At 37.4% G+C, this 18,173-nt stretch carries 10 protein-coding genes; 1 reads left to right on the top strand and 9 read right to left on the bottom strand.

Annotated features, from left to right (window positions below; genetic code table 11):
* Positions 1 to 117 precede the first annotated feature (117 nt).
* From addA to ACFINS_RS00670, 5 genes are all read right to left on the bottom strand, one after another.
* Positions 118 to 3,594 carry a double-strand break repair helicase AddA gene (addA, locus tag ACFINS_RS00650; RefSeq protein ID WP_375705758.1) on the bottom strand — a complete coding sequence of 1,159 codons (3,477 nt, stop codon included), beginning with the start codon at positions 3,592 to 3,594 and terminating at the stop codon, positions 118 to 120.
* Positions 3,591 to 6,713: a double-strand break repair protein AddB gene (gene addB, locus ACFINS_RS00655; RefSeq protein ID WP_375682594.1), complete on the bottom strand. Its 3,123-nt coding sequence runs from the start codon at positions 6,711 to 6,713 to the stop codon at positions 3,591 to 3,593. The genes addA and addB overlap by 4 nt, the downstream gene beginning before the upstream one ends.
* A 386-nt stretch (positions 6,714 to 7,099) precedes the next feature.
* The gene (locus tag ACFINS_RS00660; protein ID WP_375638149.1) at positions 7,100 to 8,674 is read right to left on the bottom strand and encodes a peptide chain release factor 3; all 1,575 of its coding nucleotides are present in this window, start codon (positions 8,672 to 8,674) and stop codon (positions 7,100 to 7,102) included.
* Complete coding sequence (locus ACFINS_RS00665) at positions 8,674 to 10,335, bottom strand: lysine--tRNA ligase (protein ID WP_375620882.1); 1,662 nt, start codon at positions 10,333 to 10,335, stop codon at positions 8,674 to 8,676. Before ACFINS_RS00665 ends, ACFINS_RS00660 begins: the two co-directional genes overlap by 1 nt.
* Before the next feature lie 374 nt (positions 10,336 to 10,709).
* A complete protein-coding gene (locus ACFINS_RS00670) occupies positions 10,710 to 11,948 on the bottom strand; it encodes an argininosuccinate synthase (protein ID WP_375648977.1) in 1,239 nt (412 codons plus the stop codon).
* A gap of 170 nt (positions 11,949 to 12,118) precedes the next feature.
* Here ACFINS_RS00670 and ACFINS_RS00675 point away from each other — a divergent pair, with 170 nt between their 5' ends.
* Positions 12,119 to 12,760 (top strand): LysE family translocator, encoded by a 642-nt coding sequence (locus ACFINS_RS00675; RefSeq protein WP_375645381.1) that lies wholly within the window; start codon positions 12,119 to 12,121, stop codon positions 12,758 to 12,760.
* A 787-nt stretch (positions 12,761 to 13,547) separates the two neighbouring features.
* Here the strand turns inward: ACFINS_RS00675 and rlmN are convergent.
* The 4 genes from rlmN to ptsN all read right to left on the bottom strand — a co-directional run bounded on the left by rlmN (position 13,548) and on the right by ptsN (position 17,670).
* Positions 13,548 to 14,774: a 23S rRNA (adenine(2503)-C(2))-methyltransferase RlmN gene (gene rlmN, locus ACFINS_RS00680; RefSeq protein ID WP_375705775.1), complete on the bottom strand. Its 1,227-nt coding sequence runs from the start codon at positions 14,772 to 14,774 to the stop codon at positions 13,548 to 13,550.
* A 41-nt stretch (positions 14,775 to 14,815) separates the two neighbouring features.
* Positions 14,816 to 15,319 carry an invasion associated locus B family protein gene (locus tag ACFINS_RS00685; RefSeq protein ID WP_375611465.1) on the bottom strand — a complete coding sequence of 168 codons (504 nt, stop codon included), beginning with the start codon at positions 15,317 to 15,319 and terminating at the stop codon, positions 14,816 to 14,818.
* Positions 15,320 to 16,323: 1,004 nt separating this feature from the next.
* Positions 16,324 to 16,581, bottom strand: a complete 258-nt coding sequence (locus ACFINS_RS00690; RefSeq protein WP_375705759.1) for a hypothetical protein — start codon at positions 16,579 to 16,581, stop codon at positions 16,324 to 16,326.
* Between the two features lie 624 nt (positions 16,582 to 17,205).
* Positions 17,206 to 17,670, bottom strand: coding sequence for a PTS IIA-like nitrogen regulatory protein PtsN (gene ptsN / locus ACFINS_RS00695; RefSeq protein ID WP_375611353.1), 465 nt, complete (start codon positions 17,668 to 17,670; stop codon positions 17,206 to 17,208).
* Between the last annotated feature and the right edge of the window lie 503 nt (positions 17,671 to 18,173).

Consider the following 18,173-nt stretch of genomic DNA (forward strand, 5'->3'; position numbering starts at 1 on the left):
TTGCAAAGATAAATTATTAAAGGACTTTTTTACACCAGGGATTGTGCGTTGTGTTTGTTTGAGCGATTTTATGAAAGTAAATAAAATGTAAAAATGCTTTGCAAGGAAAAGAGTAACTTATAAGGCAACTTCACTAAGAAATGCCTCAAGTTTTTCTGGAGGAAGTTTAAAAATTTTGGCTTCTTTACTGTAGATAAGCAGAGCCTGTATATCTTTATCGGGATGAATAGCTTGCAATAACTTTCGATAAAGAGCCATTTGCAACCAATGATGGGAAGCAATAGCAGCTTCATTTTCTGGCGGGGTTCCTGTTTTAAAATCGGCAAAGATAACGCTGTTTTGCGTGATGTAGAGACGGTCAATTTGACCAGAGATTGCTTGTTCTTTTCCACGAATTTTCACAATACCCATTAAGGAGACCTCAGCACGTGAATGCTCAGAGAAAAGGGGTTTGAGATAAACATGATCTAATATTTTCCAAATATGGCAAAGAGCATCTTCTCTTTGGCTCTCATGCCAATGAGAGGCTTTGATATTGAGATAGTTTCGAGCATAATCTCGACGTTTTTGTGGGGGACAATCGGGTAAATACTGTAACAATCGGTGAACGAGATTACCATATTCAATGGAAAAAGCTCTGTTTGTGTTCATGGCTCCTAAAACAGGTGAAGTGGTAAGCTGTTTTGGACTTGAGGACAGCTCTGTATCAGCTTCAATGGAAAGGCTCGCCACTGACGGTTTTAACGGTTTTGGTAACACTGGTTCTGCTGGTACTTTATGGGAGAAAAAGTCTGGTAGAGGTGGAAGTGTTTGGCACTCAACGGAAGAAATTTTTTGGTTTATAGAAGTAGAAGAAGGCGGTGTAATGCAATAACGCCAAGCTGCAATATCTTCCGCAGGACCTTTTATAGCTACCGCATGTGGTTCGAGAGCTCTCTTTACCAGTTGTAACCATGTATGAGATGGCGTTTTCGGACCTTTATACCCGCAAACAAACAAGCGATCTTCAGCGCGTGTCATTCCTACATAAAGAAGGCGCCTATACTCCTCTTCAGCACGCTCTTTTAAACGCAAAATTGCTTGTTTAGAAGGCATTGTATCGAATTCTGCATTAGGGCGCCAGATAAAAGCTTGTTGGTCACTCAAATATGCATTGTTCAAGGGAACTTCAAGCAAGTGAGGTGAATGCTGGGGATGCCAAATCGCACTACCGGGATCAACTAAAAATACAACAGCAGCCTCCAGTCCTTTTGCGGCGTGAACAGTCATGATGCGAATTTCTTCATGATTTTGGTCAAACTCACGTTTAATTTCTGGTTCACTGACACTTAATGTTTCCAAAAAAGCTTGTAATCCTGGTAACCCCGTTTTTTGAATCGCGAGTGTGTAGTCCATAAAAGCATCAAGCACATCATTGGCTTCCGAGCCTAAGCGCGCTAAAATTTTTTGTCGTCCCTTATCATCATTTAAGATATGACTATAGAATTCGAAGACTGGTATTTTATCCACTAAAGTACGATATTGACTCAAGCTTTCAAAAGTATCTTTAAAAGGAATATGCGACGATGCCTGTTCACAAAGGCTTTTCCAAAGGGAGCCTGTACGGTGAGCGGCAAGTTGATAAAGTTCCTCTTCGCTAAGCGCAAAGAGTGGACTTTTTAAAACACAAGCAAGAGACAAATCGTCTTGTGGTTGCAAAACAAAACGTCCGAGTGCCATTAAATCACGCACACTCATATGTTTTATAAGCTGTAAACGGTCTGCACCAGCGACGGGTATATTGCGTTGTTTAAGGGCACGAGAAAGCGCTAGGGCAAATTGATCACGCTTACGAACCAAAACCATAATATCACTAGCACGCAATAACCGCCCTTTTGCTGGAAGCATTTCTCCTTTGTGTAACCAGCCTGCAATCGTTTCAGCAACTTTTTCTGCCAAACGTACTGCTGGTATATCTAAATGATCAACAGTTACATGCCAATCATCAGGAAATTCGTCTTTTTCTTTAGAAATGGCATCCCATAAAATAACTTCACCTGGACTGTGAGTACGGATAGCTTCGTGTATGGTTTTTGTATTTTCTGCTGAAAGCCCTTTATAATTCTCTGGTGTTTCAAAGACAAGATCCACACTTTTAAGAACATCGGCTGTGGAGCGAAAAGAGTAATTCAATTGTATTTTTTCAAATTTCTGCTTTGCTTGTTGTGCTTTTTTTTGAATAATTTTGCCATTTGCAGCAAAATTTTCTGGTGCAGCGCCCTGAAAGGAATAAATAGACTGTTTTTCATCTCCAACAGCGAAAAGAGTACGTATATTGTCACGTTGACTATGACCTGTAAAAAATTCTTGCGCTAAAAGTTGAATAATTTTCCATTGATCAGGGTTCGTATCTTGTGCTTCATCAAGCAAAATATGATCAAGTCCCTGATCAAGTTTATAGTGCACCCATTGGCTTGCACCTTTGCGCTGTAACAAATGGAGTGTGCGCTCAATGAGATCATCAAAGTTTAAAAAACCATTGGCTTTTTTTAAATTTGCATAAATTTTGAGATAAAGGGCACAAAGCTGAAAAGCAGCCATATTGAGGGTGGCAACTTTTGCACAGTGATATTTTTCTAAAAGAACAGAAAGCTTGCTTTGTTTATCTTTAATCAATTGTTGAATAAAAGGCCAAATTTCATCTGATTTTTTAGACGATATAAGTGCAAAATTACGAGGTTTACCTTCTGTTGTAAAATAAATATTTGAAACAATATCAATGATAGTTTCTTCATCACAAGCAGTTTCTAATTGGGGAAGTTTTTCAATGATACTCTTAGTGTTTTTATTCCCATGGGTTTCACAATGGTTAAGAGCATAAAGAGGAAGACGAGCAGTCTGTTGAATTTTTTCTAGTAATTGCTGATTTGTATCATCAGGTGCTAAATTAAACAGCGCCCGCAATTTCTCTTCTCCATTTTCAGACAGAAGAGAAGACAAAAAATCAGACAGTTTATGTTGCTTTTCAGCTGCTTCATACAGCAATTGGTTAAAAGTATGTTCACTGATAACCTTAAGCAGCTGTTTTAGAGCGGGTTGTATATCATGATGCTTTAAAAGTTGGCAGCGGGCTTCTTGTAGTAATTTCTTGCGGTTGATATCATCTATGAGTTCAAAATGTCCAGCAATATTGGCTTCTAGCATAAATTGATGCAAGAGAGATTCGCAAAATGCGTGAATAGTCTGTATTTTCAAACCACCAGGTGTTTCTAAAGCACGAGCAAAGAGTTGGCGCGCATAGGTTATTTTTGTTGCACTGATAGGTTTGTTTTCAAACTTCGATAAGATTTCTTTAAGCTGTGCATCATCGAGTTCATTCCAGCTGGAGAGTGTGCGAAAAATCCGCGATTGCATAACAGCGGCGGCGGCTCTCGTGTAAGTAAGGCATAAAATACGTGCTGGAGAAGTACCGTTTAAAAGCAAACGAATAACGCGTTCGGTTAGAACATGGGTTTTTCCAGATCCTGCATTTGCAGAAACCCATACATGTGTTTTTGGATGTGTTGCTGTTGCTTGTGCATCAAGGGCTGCTTCAGGAATAGAAAAAAGAGTCATGATTGATCTCCTTTATGAAATCCATTTGACCATTCCCATAAGCGTGCCAGATGATCATAGTCACTTTCATATTGTTTTAACATAGGGACTGCGTGTGAAAGATAGCCTTGTTGTGGATTTTGATAATACTCCATTAACGCGATAAGATGTTCCCACGCCCTTTCACCAAGATTAATAACATTTTGGTGATCTTTTTCCGCTTTTTCTGAAAGAATTAATTGAGGAGTAATCTTACCTTTTCCATTAAGAGGAATATAAAATAGTTTTGAGGGGGACAGATTTTGAAAATCTGTAAAAGCTCCTCTCATTAATAGAGCGGTTTCCAATGCTAATTGTGGAAATAATAATTCGCGAACCTGTTTTGATGAAGGGGGTGTACTCGTTTTAAAATCAAGTATTTCAACCGTTTTGTTTGGCAATATATCAATACGATCAGCACGTCCTGAAAGAGTTACCCCTGTTGTACCTATGGGTATTTTTTGCGATTCCACTTCCGAATGTCGTATTCGGGGTTCTAGACTTTGTTCCCATTGCAAAATAAAGGGAGCAAGATTTTCAAATGTATTCCACCAGATTGTTTCAACATCAGCAGGCAAATTAAACTTATCAAATTCTTTACGTCCAATAGCGAGCAACACATCTAATGCATTTGCAGCATTTAGATTTTTTATTTGTGTGCAAAAATCTGCAAGAATAGCGTGATAAAGTGTTCCGCGTTCAGAAGCACCAAGGTCATGAATAAGGGCTTTAAGTGGTTTGAGCCTTAAGATTTTTTTAGCATAAATGGCATAAGGGTCATGGCGTAACGTTGTTATTTCGGTGATGGAAAAATGACGTGGACGCACTGCAATGGGTGGCACAGGGCAAGGGCGTGTTGCACAAGCAGACATGTCCGTATTGTCAAGCATCTTTGCCCAATGGCGTATCTTTTCACCTCGTGCACGGATTTGTTTCCAAACTTGTTGTCCTACGACAGTTTCTAAGCGTTGTAGCCAGCGTGAAGGGAGAGAAGGAACATGATCAACTCGTAGTGCTCGGCTCATCACCACTTTATCCATTCCCATCGCCCATTGAAAATCATGCGCGGAAAGACCAATACGCTGTTCTGGTGGTTCCAGAGTTAACATCATTTTCATCGGTCGCGATAAAAAAGCATCATTTCGGGTTGATATCGGCCATGATCCTTCATTAAGACCACCAATGACCACTGTATCAACCGTTTGCAAACGCGATTCCAAAGTACCCCAGATGAATAAACGTGGATGTCCTCCAGGCGAAGGTGCGACGGAACGGGTTGCTATTATGGCAGAAAACATAGCGGGCCATTCACAAAGATGAAATGTTAATCCCGATTGATCACTGACCAATTCACGCAAAAAATTTGATAAGGCTTGTCCTGCTTCATGTTGATAAAGATGTGCAAGAGAATTATCCTCATTGCGACCAAAATTTTCAAAAACCTCAACAGTTGCTATTGCAGCCTCATTGATGGTGCATTCTTTCTCTTGTTTCATAAGAGACGTTAAAGGCTCAACAGCTTTTTTTAAAAGATGACAAAAGAGACGTGCTTCTTCACATTTCTGCTGATCAAGGGTGTTATTTTCAGAACTATTATGAAAAGATGTTTCAATCCATTTTTCAAGAAATTGATCACATTCGCAAAGATTAATACGCCCTGTATTCCCTCGAAGAACAAAAAGTTCAAAATTTTCTGCCATTTCCCGTAAACGATGACGATTTTGTTGGAGTGTTGTAAGGGGATGTTTAAGAAGAGAAAGAAAAGCAATGGGATCATCAGGTTGCAATACATTTTCTAAGATAAGTCGTAAGAGAGTTACAGGCAATGTTTGTGCAAGTGGTATTCCGCCTGAATCATTTGCTTCAATTCCAAATCGCTGTAATTCCACAGCAACACGGCGTGCTAAATTACGGTCATTTGTAATAAGGGCTGCAGTTTTTTGAGGTTCTTCAATAGCTTTGCGTAAGGTAACAGCTATAGCGAGAGCTTCTTCACGTTCATTTATAGCTTCAATAAATGACCAATCTGCACAAAGATTTTCATAATCATCACGGATAATTTGTATCCATTTATCTGTTGTAGAAGCAGGTCGGAGTGCTTCTGATAAAAGAGCCATTCGTTTTTTCTTTGTTATACTTTGTTGGCCAATTTCGCAAACATGATGACGTTGACACTCCATGAGAGTTAGAAGTTTTTTTAAATGATATTGAGGATGGCTAAAAACATTTTCTGCAGGATCAAAAAAATCACAAGCTGTTTTTTCTTTATTGCTTGTGCTTAGTGCATTCCATTGTTCTTCATCCATATGAAGATCAAGGCCAGGAAGAACAACAGCCCCTTTGGGCAGAGAAGCTATAACCTTTAAAAGATGAGAAACTGCGGGCATAGAACCTGACACACCAGCAGCAATGATAGGTTTATCAGGCTGCGTGCATCGCAAAGTCTCTGCATGCATTGTGAGTGCTTGATTACGCCATTCCGCGGGATTGCTTCGTTGCCTTTCGGTCAAGATTTGTGGCCAATTTTGCGTAACAATAGTCAGAAAGTCGAGCGTTATTTGCCACCATTCAGCGACCATATCAGGTGCAATATCTTTAAGTTTCGACCAATCTGCTCCTTCTGTTTCAATTTCGTCCATCAAATGCGCTAAATCCTGAGCAAGCCAAATTGCATCAGCACTATGAGCCGGAATAAGTACATCTTCTGTACCAAACATGGCACGCAGATGCGCAGGTAAATTTTCACGCCATGGGCGAATAAGGCGCGCTAAAAGCAGTAAGCGTTCACTTTTTCCAATGGGTGGATTCAGAGTGCTGGTATGATTTTCAACAAAAAGGAAACTGTCTTCATCGACATCTCCTAGAGCACGAATGGTTGGTAAGAAAGTTGATTGTGTATCGCTTCTTTCAACAAAGGCTAAACGTAAAGCGCGAGCAGCACGACGTGTCGGAACATAAATAAGGCTATCGGCAAGGGCAGTTTGAATGTCTCCATTGGGAGCGAAATTATCAATAAGGGTACCGGAGAGCAGTGCCTCAACAAAGTGAGGCAAAAAAGCCATTCCAGAAGATATAGAAAAGACACGTGGTTTATAAGTCATATGATCTCATATTGGGAATAACAAATTTCATCTTATTGATTATTTGCTTTATTTTGACTGTATACAATTTTCATACAAGAAAAAACTGAAAAGCTCTATTTATACAGGAGATTTTTAGCTGACATTCAAAATACTGAAATATATGACCTTGCCTTAAGCTATTGTGAAAAAATATATCAAAATTTTAAAAGACGTTACAATTACAAATATATTATAACTTATTGAATATTATAAAATAAATTTACCGTATTCTTTATACAGTGCAATCTGAAAGTGTTCTTTACATACTCCTTTTGTTTTCAGAAAAAATAACAATATTCAGATCCCCAACTCAATATGAAAAATCATTATCAACCAAATTGTTACATAAAAAATTCTTCTTTATTTTAAGAGCGTACTTGATAATCTTTAAAAGCAGAAAATTTTATTTTAGGAGCTCTTTCTGCTTCATAATTTAATGAAAAATGGTTCTCCGCTAAAAAAACTGGATCACCTTCTAAATCATACGCAATAGCAGAGCGGTGATTGCTGAGAAACTTTTGCAACTCATCTTTGCTCTGCGCTGAAATCCAACGGCATAAATTAAAGCGCGCAGACTCAAAATTCACTGGCAAAGAATATTCTATTTTTAATCGTTCTTTTAAGACATCAATTTGCAAAGCACCAATAACACCAATGAGAGAAGGCGACCCATCATCAGGAATAAACAATTGTACAACCCCTTCTTCAGCCATTTGTTGCAAAGCTTCTTTGAGCTTTTTTGCTTTCATTGGATCGCCTAAACAAACACGACGCAAAATCTCTGGTGCAAAATTTGGTACTCCCTTAAAGAGGATATCTTCTCCTTCAGTCAAAGTATCGCCGATACGCAATGTTCCATGATTAGGGATCCCTACGATATCACCAGCATAGGCTTGATCAGCAATTTGGCGCGAACGCGCAAAGAAAAATTGTGGAGCCGAAAGTGTCATCGGTTTTCCTGTTCGAACCAACTTTGTTTTCATACCACGTTCAAGTGTTCCAGAACATACCCGAAAAAATGCAATACGATCACGATGATTAGGGTCCATATTCGCTTGAATTTTAAAAACAAATCCCGTCATTTTAGGTTCAGTTGCTATGACATTGCGCTGATCTGCACTTTGATCACGAGGACTTTGACCAAAATCTATAAGCGCATTGATCAAATCACGAACACCAAAATTTCGCAAAGCTGAACCAAAATAAACCGGTGTCATATGACCTTCACGGAAAGCTTGAAGATCAAAATTCTTGCAAACACTTTGAGCGAGTTCTACTCCTTCAAGAAAAGTGGAACGTTGATATTGGGGAAGTAAATGGACAACCTCACTGGGATTTGAAACGATCCGCTGTGTTATCTCATCATCTTTTTGGCGAAAACGGTTATGATGAAGGTCATAGGTCCCGACAAAATCTTTACCCGACCCAATGGGCCATGTTATGGGGGCGGTATCAAGAGCAAGCTTTTCTTCAATTTCATCTAAAAGCTCTATAGGATCACGTGCCTCACGATCCATTTTATTGATAAAAGTAACAATAGGAATATCCCGCATCCGACATACTTCAAACAATTTCAGTGTTCTTGGCTCAATTCCGCGTGCCCCATCCAATACCATGATAGCACTATCAACAGCTGTGAGAGTGCGATACGTATCATCCGCAAAGTCCTCATGTCCTGGAGTATCTAGGAGATTAAAAATATGATTTTCATATTCAAACGTCATCACCGAAGTCACAACGGAAATACCACGATCACGCTCAATATTCATCCAATCAGAACGGGTTTGAATACGATCTTTTTTGGCTTTTACTTCTCCTGCAAGTTGAATAGCACCACCAAACAATAAAAGCTTTTCTGTTAATGTTGTTTTCCCCGCATCTGGGTGAGCAATAATTGCAAATGTACGGCGTCGCTTTACTTCCTGCACTCTTCGTTCCATTATTCCTCCACAGGACGTGCAAGTGTTTCAGCAATCAGTGCACGCATTTCATTAATCCCATAAAGCGCTATAAATGATCCCCATCGTGGACCTCGCTCTTGTCCAAGAAGGACTTCATACAACATTTGAAAAAAAACATTAGAAACACCAGGCCCACCTTCAGGGCTTTTTTTGCTATGATCTTGATAGCGTTCCGTTAACCTTGCAACATCAAGAAGCATATTTTGTAATATGTTGCCATCAACAGTTTCAGGTAAATGAGCTAATTTTTCATCAATTTGTGCTAATGTTGCTCGTTCGCTATCATCTGGTATACGAAATTTCTTGTTTGGTTTAACAAAAACATCAAAATATTTAATGGCAAACTTCACCAATTGATCAAGTTCTGGATAAGTTTGTGCATTTGCTTCTTTAGCGTAACGAGAAATAAAACCCCAAAGAACTTCTGCATTCTCTGCATTTGAAGCACTTACCAAATTTAAAAGCATCGCAAAGGATACAGGCAAATCAACCTGCGGTGGACAACCATTATGAATATGCCATACAGGATTACTGAGCCGTTCTTGCCATTTTTGACGACCATAAGCAGAAAGATGAGCATAATATTCATCTACAGCTTTAGGAATAACATCAAAATAAAGCCTTTTTGCTGTTTTAGGTTTTGAAAACATATAAAGCCCTAAACTCTCTGTTGGGGCATAAGTAAGCCATTCATCAATGGTTAAGCCATTTCCCTTGGATTTGGAAATTTTCTGCCCTTTCTCATCTAAAAAGAGCTCATAGTTGAATCCTTCTGGGGGGGTTCCACCTAATACTTTACAAATTTTAGAAGAAAGATTTGTGGAATCGATAAGGTCTTTTCCGGCCATTTCATAATCAATGCTAAGTGCTGTCCAACGCATTGCCCAATCTACCTTCCACTGACACTTAACTTTGCCCCCCGTAACCTCTGTTTCTATGGTTTCTCCTGTTTCAGGTTCAATATAAGTGACAGTCCCTTTTTCAACATTACGCGCAATCATCGGTACCTGTAATACTTTTCCAGAAAAGGGAGAAATCGGTAGAAAGAGTGAATAGGTCGCTTGCCGTTCTTCACCTAATGTTGGTAAAATAATTGCCATAACCTTGTCATAACAGGCAAGGATTTTCAAAAGTGTTTCATCAAAACGACCGGAATTGTAATAATCCGTAGCACTTGCAAATTCATAATCAAAACCAAAACGATCAAGGAAAGCCCGTAACCGCGCATTATTTGCCGCTCCAAAAGAAGGATAATCATCTCCAAAAGGGTCGGGTACACGGCTCAATGGTTGACCAAGATAATGTTCCATCCTCTCGCGATCAGGCACATTCTCAGGAACCTTGCGCAAACCATCCATATCATCAGAAAAACAAAGTAATTTTGTTTTTACTTTATTCTCCGTGAGAATATGAAATGCATGACGCACCATGGTTGTACGTGCAACTTCCCCAAAAGTTCCAATATGCGGTAAACCAGAAGGGCCATAACCTGTTTCAAATATCACACTGTCTGGATAACCCGTTTTTTCATACCGTTTGATAATCTTACGTGCTTCTTCAAATGGCCAAGTTCTCGATTGAGAAGCTGCATCTTTTAATTCAGGCGTAAGGTTGAGGGTATCACACTGATCACGCATCATTATTTATCCTAAAAATTACACTCTTTCAAAATAGGGTGTATGGTTCTTGAATTTATTCGTCAATAATAGCAAGCAAAAAGATGAAAATTTCTTTATACTCTTAAGTCACTATACAAAAACCGCCCTCGTTATAAACATATTTTGTTCTGATAAAAATCAAAAACATTCAATATTATAAATCAAAATTGACCTGTTTTGATTATCGAAGCCTTCATTTGCTATTATTATCATGGGTTTTGCTTATTATATTTATTAGCGCAGAAGATAAGCTTCTAGTATTGAACGAAAGAACGGTAAAAACCGACAGAAAAATGCTTAAACTAGGCATTTCATACAAAAGCACTAATCCATATTACACTTGTCACCGTAATTTTCTATTTCTTTTCTTTATCACCTTGATGACGCATTGCTAATGTACGCAAACGTAGAGCATTTAATTTAATAAAACCAGTTGCATCTCTTTGATCATAAACACCTTGATCATCCTCGAAAGTTACTAACTCACTGGAATAAAGTGATTTTTTACTTTGGCGCCCTTCAACAATTACATTCCCCTTATAAAGCTTTAACGTGACTTCACCTTCAACATGTTCTTGAGATAAATCAATAGCTGCCTGCAACATCTTACGTTCCGGCGAAAACCAAAATCCATAATAAATGAGTTCTGCATAACGTGGCATCAATTCATCTTTTAAATGAGCTGCGCCACGATCTAACGTTAAAGATTCTATAGCTCTGTGAGCCGTCAAAAGAATGGTTCCACCTGGTGTTTCATAAATACCCCGCGATTTCATACCCACAAAGCGATTTTCTACCAAATCTAACCGACCAATACCATTATCGCGCCCATAATGATTTAATTCTGCAAGTAAAGTTGCAGGAGATAAATTTTTTCCATTGATTGAAACAGCATCGCCTTTTTTAAAGCCAAGAGTAATTCTGGTTGCTTGATCTGGAGCATCTTCCGGCGAAAGAGTACGCATATGGACATATTCAGGAGCAGGAAGTGCTGGATCTTCTAAAATCTTTCCTTCTGATGAAGAATGCAATAAATTTGCATCCACTGAAAAAGGCGCTTCACCTTGCTTATCCTTTTCTACAGGAATTTGATGAATACGAGCAAATTCAAAGAGATCTGTCCGACTCTTAAAATCCCAATCACGCCATGGAGCAATAATCTTTATATCAGGATTAAGCGCATAAGCGGAAAGCTCAAAGCGTACCTGATCATTGCCTTTTCCTGTTGCTCCATGAGCAATGGCATCGGCCCCTGTTTCCTCAGCAATTTCAATAAGGCGTTTTGAAATAAGTGGACGTGCAATTGATGTTCCTAAAAGATAAGTCCCCTCATAAACGGTATTGGCTCGAAACATCGGAAACACAAAATCACGCACAAATTCTTCACGCAAATCTTCAATGTAGATTTCTTTAACACCACCTAGCATTTCAGCTTTACGACGAGCAAGTTCTAGCTCTTCTCCCTGCCCCAAATCTGCTGTAAAAGTTACAACTTCAACACCTAGCGCACTTTGCAACCATTTAAGAATAATTGACGTATCCAATCCACCTGAATAAGCCAAAACAACTTTTCTAATATTTTGCCACTTTTTCATTTTAACGTTCTATATGAGCTACTTTTTTATTTCTACCCAAAAATCAAAACGATGCAAGAAATATAAAAATAAATTCTTTTTAAGCAACATTAAAAAGACGCAAAAAGCGTAAATAAAGGCGCCTCAAAGTATAAATAGTGAACACTGCTTAAAAATAAAAGGAGATTTACGTGTCATTTCTACCGGAGTGGTCTATTGTTGTACAATTTGCTTTAGCATCGTTGATTTTAGCACTTATTCCAGGACCAGATATGATGCTTTCTGTAGGGCGAACCATTACACAAAGCAAAAAAGCTGGAATTATGTGCGCCTTGGGTAGTGCAACAGGGTTTGCCATTCAGGTTACGGCTGTAGCACTTGGCTTATCAGCGCTTATTTTTGCTGCCCCACATACTTTTGTTCTTCTGAAAATTGTTGGCGCCTTTTATCTTTTATGGTTTTCCTTTCAAGCTTTACGGAGAAACCCCACTTTTTCCTTTGAACAGACATCTTCTAAATCTCAAAGCGCTAAACGTAACTATCTTGCTGGTATTGGGATTAATCTTCTCAATCCTAAAGTTATACTCTTTAACGCGACATTCTTACCACAATTTATCAATGCGAATGATCCTATGGCAACACAAAAATTGCTCTTTTTAGGACTCTCTTATATCCCTATTTCTTTCCCCATTACAATTGCAATCGTTTTTACAGCGCATAAACTTACCAAAACTCTCAAAAAGAACCCTCTTTATATTCGCTTTCTCGACTGGCTTATTGCTGGTACTTTTACCAGCTTTGCCCTCCATCTCCTTATCATTACAAAACATTGATTTATAAGTGTAATGTATCGCTTTTAATTTAAATAACAAAACAAATATTATAAGATTTTTTCATTTCAAACCTGTTTATTTTGAATAAAACAATACCTTTACTTTGTACATCACAAGAGAAGCTGGAGTTTTCGTATGGATAAAAACTATCTAAGAAAAGAATAAAAACACCTCTTATAAACCATCTCAAGTACTAAAAGCTGTTACAACATTGGGAGCTGAAAAATAGAATGGTGGTACCAATTTACACCTTTATTAAACATAAAGGTGTAGGAGTACAATACATTTACAGAAGCTTTTTGTTATACTCCTCAAGCATTATCGTGATATGAAGAGTGCACTAAGGGATACTTAAAAAACATATCAATGGATAACTCAATGGTATTTATATTTTAGATCCTCTGTTTTGCTTGTGAAGCGTGATCTTATTTAAGAAAATAATAAACAAAAGCATGAGGCACTGCACAATCTCCACTTTTTAAAAGATATTACCGTAGATGCTTTTAAAAGACATAAAACCGAATTAACGAGTATGATAATAAGGTAGAAATTAGTTATAATCCTTAAGACCTCATATTCCCTCTAAATTAGGTTTCCTTCTTATTTCAGAGATTATGTAAACAGACTATAGACAATCTCTTACCCCATTTAGCATATAAACGCTGAAACTGTTCGTCTAGCACTTATCCATCTTAATCTCTGTCTCACATATGCCATCGCATGAAGTTTGGATATTAAATTACAAACAAAAAAGTATAGGCCTCGATATCGCTGAAAATTGCGTTACCTAATGACCAATGGCATTTTCAAGTCGTAAACGTTCAGATTTACGTAAGCGCTCTGAAGCTGATTTAAGCTGTCCACATGCAGCTAAAATATCGCGTCCACGCGGTATCCGAATAGGAGAAGCATAGCCCGCTTGATTAACGACATCAGCAAAACGCTCGATTTGCTCCCAATCAGAACATTGATAATTACTCCCTAGCCACGGATTAAAAGGGATTAAATTAATCTTAGCAGGAATCCCTTTCAATAACTGAATCAATCGCTTAGCATCATCTAAACTATCATTGATATCTTTCAGCATAACATATTCAAATGTGATTCGTTTTGCATTGGAAAGACCAGGATAATTACGGCAAGCCTCTATTAGTAAAGCAAGCGGATATTTTTTATTAATGGGAACAAGCATATCCCTTAGTGTATCGTGTACTGCGTGGAGTGAAATTGCTAACATAACACCAATTTCTTCTCCAGTTCGGATAATTCCAGGAACAACTCCACTAGTTGAAAGCGTAATTCGACGTTTTGATAAAGAAAGTCCATCGCCATCAGAGGCAATCAATAAAGCTTTTTTAACAGCTTCAAAATTATAAAGAGGTTCTCCCATTCCCATCATAACAATATTGGTAATTTTTCGTCCTTCAATGGGAACAATTGCTCCATCAGGGGTATTCTTATCAGGAAAATCACCCAAACAATCACGTGCAACCAATAATTGTGCCAAAATTTCTTCTGCGGTCAGATTACGAACAAGTATCTGCGTTCCCGTATGACAAAAAGAGCAGGTTAACGTACACCCTACTTGCGATGAAAGACATAAAGTACCACGTCCTTCTTCAGGGATATAAACCGTTTCAATTTCAACAGGCCTTCCAGCTCCACGTGCAGGAAAACGTAAGAGCCATTTACGCGTACCATCTTTTGATATTTGTTCTCCAACAATTTCTGGGCGCGCAATGGAGAAATGACACTTAAGTGTTTCTTGCATTGCTTTAGAAATATTCAGCATATCATCAAAATTTGAAACACCACGCACATAAAGCCAATGCCAAAGCTGACGCACACGCATACGCGTTTGATGCTCTGGTACACCAACTGTCTTTAAAGCTTGCATCATTTCATCTTGCGACAAACCAATTAAAGAGAGCTTAGAACTCTCCTTCACGACCACATTATCTGTTTTTCGTGCAAAACATGAACTAACTGGTCTAAGGTCATAGGAAATGGCCATTGCTTTCCAATTCACATCACTATTTTAGAGTTATCGAAACCTTAATGGCACTTTTGAGCTGCATTTAATGCAGCAGTGACCCCTTTTAAGGAATAAGTATAAGTGGTATGCGTTCCTCGTTTTGATATCGCTTGCACTGTCATATTGCTTCCAGCACGCATAGCAGAAACAAGCTGCTTTTCTAGCTCTGATGACGCCAGCCAAGCTGAGGAATCTTTCGTGAAAAAATCAAAGTCCTTACCTCCAATGGTCACTGTCACTCTCGACCCTTCTTGAAGGGTATAACCAGCCATAAACTGCGGTTCAAACGAAATAGGTGAATGAGAACGCTTGGTAACCAAGAAAAAGTTATCACCATGATTAACTGTCGTTGGAAGAGCCTTCAAAGGTACCGATAACACATAGCAAATCGTATTTTTGGGCGATTTATAAGAATAGGCTCCCCACGCTTCAAATTGATTTAAACGGCTTGGCGTTTGTGCATATGCCACTCCCGCTGTAACAAGAACCATTACAGATGCAGCAATAACAGTCTTTTCAAACATCTTCATTTAGCTCACTTCTTTAGTCTCTAACAAGATTTTCTTCATTGGAAAAATTCAACAAAAACTCCTCGATATTCATGTGTTATTGTCCTAATTCCTTCAATAAGCGAAATATTTTCACACTAATCAAAATAGATTTCTACGTTTCATTGTGACCTTTTAATCGTTACCAAAACATAAACTTCTTATTCAATAACCACATTAAAAAATAATATCTTCATTTTGCGCTACTTATTTCGTTTTTGTATAAAAAACGATTTCTTTAAGCTATAGAACTTCAAAACGAGATGAAAATATACCATCACTCTGTTAAGAAATAAACCATACTCTTTATATCACAAGCAATCTGATGCAAAATTTTGAAAATACACCCCAGACTCCCCGCAAAAAAGCTTAATCGCCTTACGAATATCACTTCTCGACTTTATGCATTCAATACACTTATGTTCGCAGAATACTCCATCTTTTACTCATTATAGTGCATTCATATTTCGTATTCAATATCGTCCCGATAACACTTTTTCTCAATCTTCAAAAGACCTTGTAAAAATAATAAAATATTATCAAGATATTAATAATAAAACATAAAGAATTTAGATTCTATCTCAATAATCACATACAATTTTGTTTCTTTTGATCTTATTTCCCTATATATTTCATCTCCAATTATTAATTTCTAAAATGATTTTAGTAGCTTATAATAGCTTAATCGTATTATTTTAATGTATTAGACGATATTTTTCTTTCTGTTATAAAAAACTTCTTAAGAATTCTTTGGGAAAGTCTCCTTATCTTATTTCTAAGTAATTTATAAAAAGAAATATAAAACTTTTTTCTATAGCAGTTCTAACATTACCGTTTTTTAAGAAATATTTTAATCAATTAAAGACACTTAAATAAATCTTCCTATGCATAAAAACTCTTTCACCCAACCTAAAGGTATAATTTTCATTCTTACCGTACAAAATTGTTCTTTAGCATGAGCTCTATACAACAGCAGACATCTAAATCATATCTATAAAATAGTTGATCTCTCCACTTGTGAAGAAGAAAGCTGGCACCATAACACTATTTTCCAGCTCCCAATGTTTTGCTACAACTCTCGATACTTGAGACGATTCATAGGAAGCATTTTTACCCCTTTCTTGTACAGTTTTTATCCACACGCTAATTCCGTTTACAACGTGCAAGGAAATGGTTTTGATTGATTCAACATAAGCAAGTTTGGAATGAGAGAATTTTACAATATTCGGATCTCTCATCTAACATGCGAAATAGTGAATTATATTTAAAATCAATATCTTGCTATACTGAAGATACAATATATCTCTTATTTCTTCTTGAGCATTAAAATATTATCCCTAAACACTCAAACTCAACTTACAAAAAAATTCAATGCACAAATAAACTTTTCTGTTGATTTCTTTCCCGCTTTCAAAGGACGAAGATTCTTAATCCAATCTGGACTGAAAAAGTTTGGATTCTTGTCGAGCAATCTCCTCTTTTCTTCCCACTCATGTGATTCACTTAACTAAAGGCTCTACAGACAAGTCCTGTTTAAAAATATTTACCACGCACTCTAAAAGCACTTAATATATTAAGAAGACTTACAGAATTTATCTCACCATATCTCAAATGATAGTGTTTTTACAGTATAACAGGATAAAAGAATCCACGAACATAATAATTAGATGCTTTAATATACGAGAACAAGAAAGGAAAAGCCCTTCGTTTTTGTTGGTTGCTCTTTAAAAAGAAGGTTCAATTAGAAGTAATTTTCTTAAATCTCATAACATAACCTTTTGTTATTAGTCTTAAGATGCAAATTATATTATTTCCTACGCTCTGTAGTGCATACCTCGCAATTTATACGCTCATAATAACTTTTAAGCTGCATTTGATTCTGAAGTTTGAATCAATAAAGCATAAAGCGCATTGGCATTATGCGTACTGCGCAACTTTTGTACAACATCAGTGTGACGCAAAACACGTGCGATCTGTGATAAAGCTTTTAAGTGATCTGCACCAGCATTTTCAGGTGCTAAAAGGAGAAAAACGAGATCTATAGGTTCGTCGTCAAGAGCTTCAAAATCAACAGGACTTTCAAGACGTGCAAATATACCAATGATCCGATTAATATCAGGTAATTTTCCATGAGGAATCGCAATACCTCCACCCAAACCCGTTGAACCAAGCTTCTCGCGTTGTAAAACAACATCAAAAATCACATGCTCACTAAGACCTGTTAGCTTGGAAGCTTTTTCGGCTAAAATTTGCAGAACCTGTTTTTTCGAATTAGCCTTAAGAGCCGGAATGATCGCTTCCGGTGCTATTAACTCACTCAAATTCATACTTTAATTTTCCTCTTACACGCTAAAATGCTCATCAATAAACCTATAAACGCTATAGATACTTAATGTTCTTTCACTTTTCGCAACATCGCATGTGTTTTTACTTTTCAATTTATAATAGGTGATGGCTCAATACATCTCATATCACTTCTAAAACAATAATAAATAGTATTCGGATCATCATTAACGGCATGAGAAACCAAGGAAATGAAGTTGTTCATAAAGTTAATTTCCTTACGACTCTAGAAAAGGCCATTATTCATAAATTTATTAAACTTGTCATAAGAGTTTGATGTATAATCCGCCATCAAAGTTTTTCTTTCTTTAAAAATGAGCCCTTAAATTAAGATGAAAAGCATACTGAGCAAAATGGACCTTTACTTTGAAAATTACTGTATAGCTTGAACATCGACTTATAACAAGAATATAAAGATTTTTAGAAATTTAATGATTATTTTAAAAGATTTATAGATTTAGCCTGATATCTGTAGCCAAGCTCCTAT

The organism is Bartonella sp. AA2SXKL, assembly GCF_042197205.1.
Lineage (GTDB): Bacteria > Pseudomonadota > Alphaproteobacteria > Rhizobiales > Rhizobiaceae > Bartonella.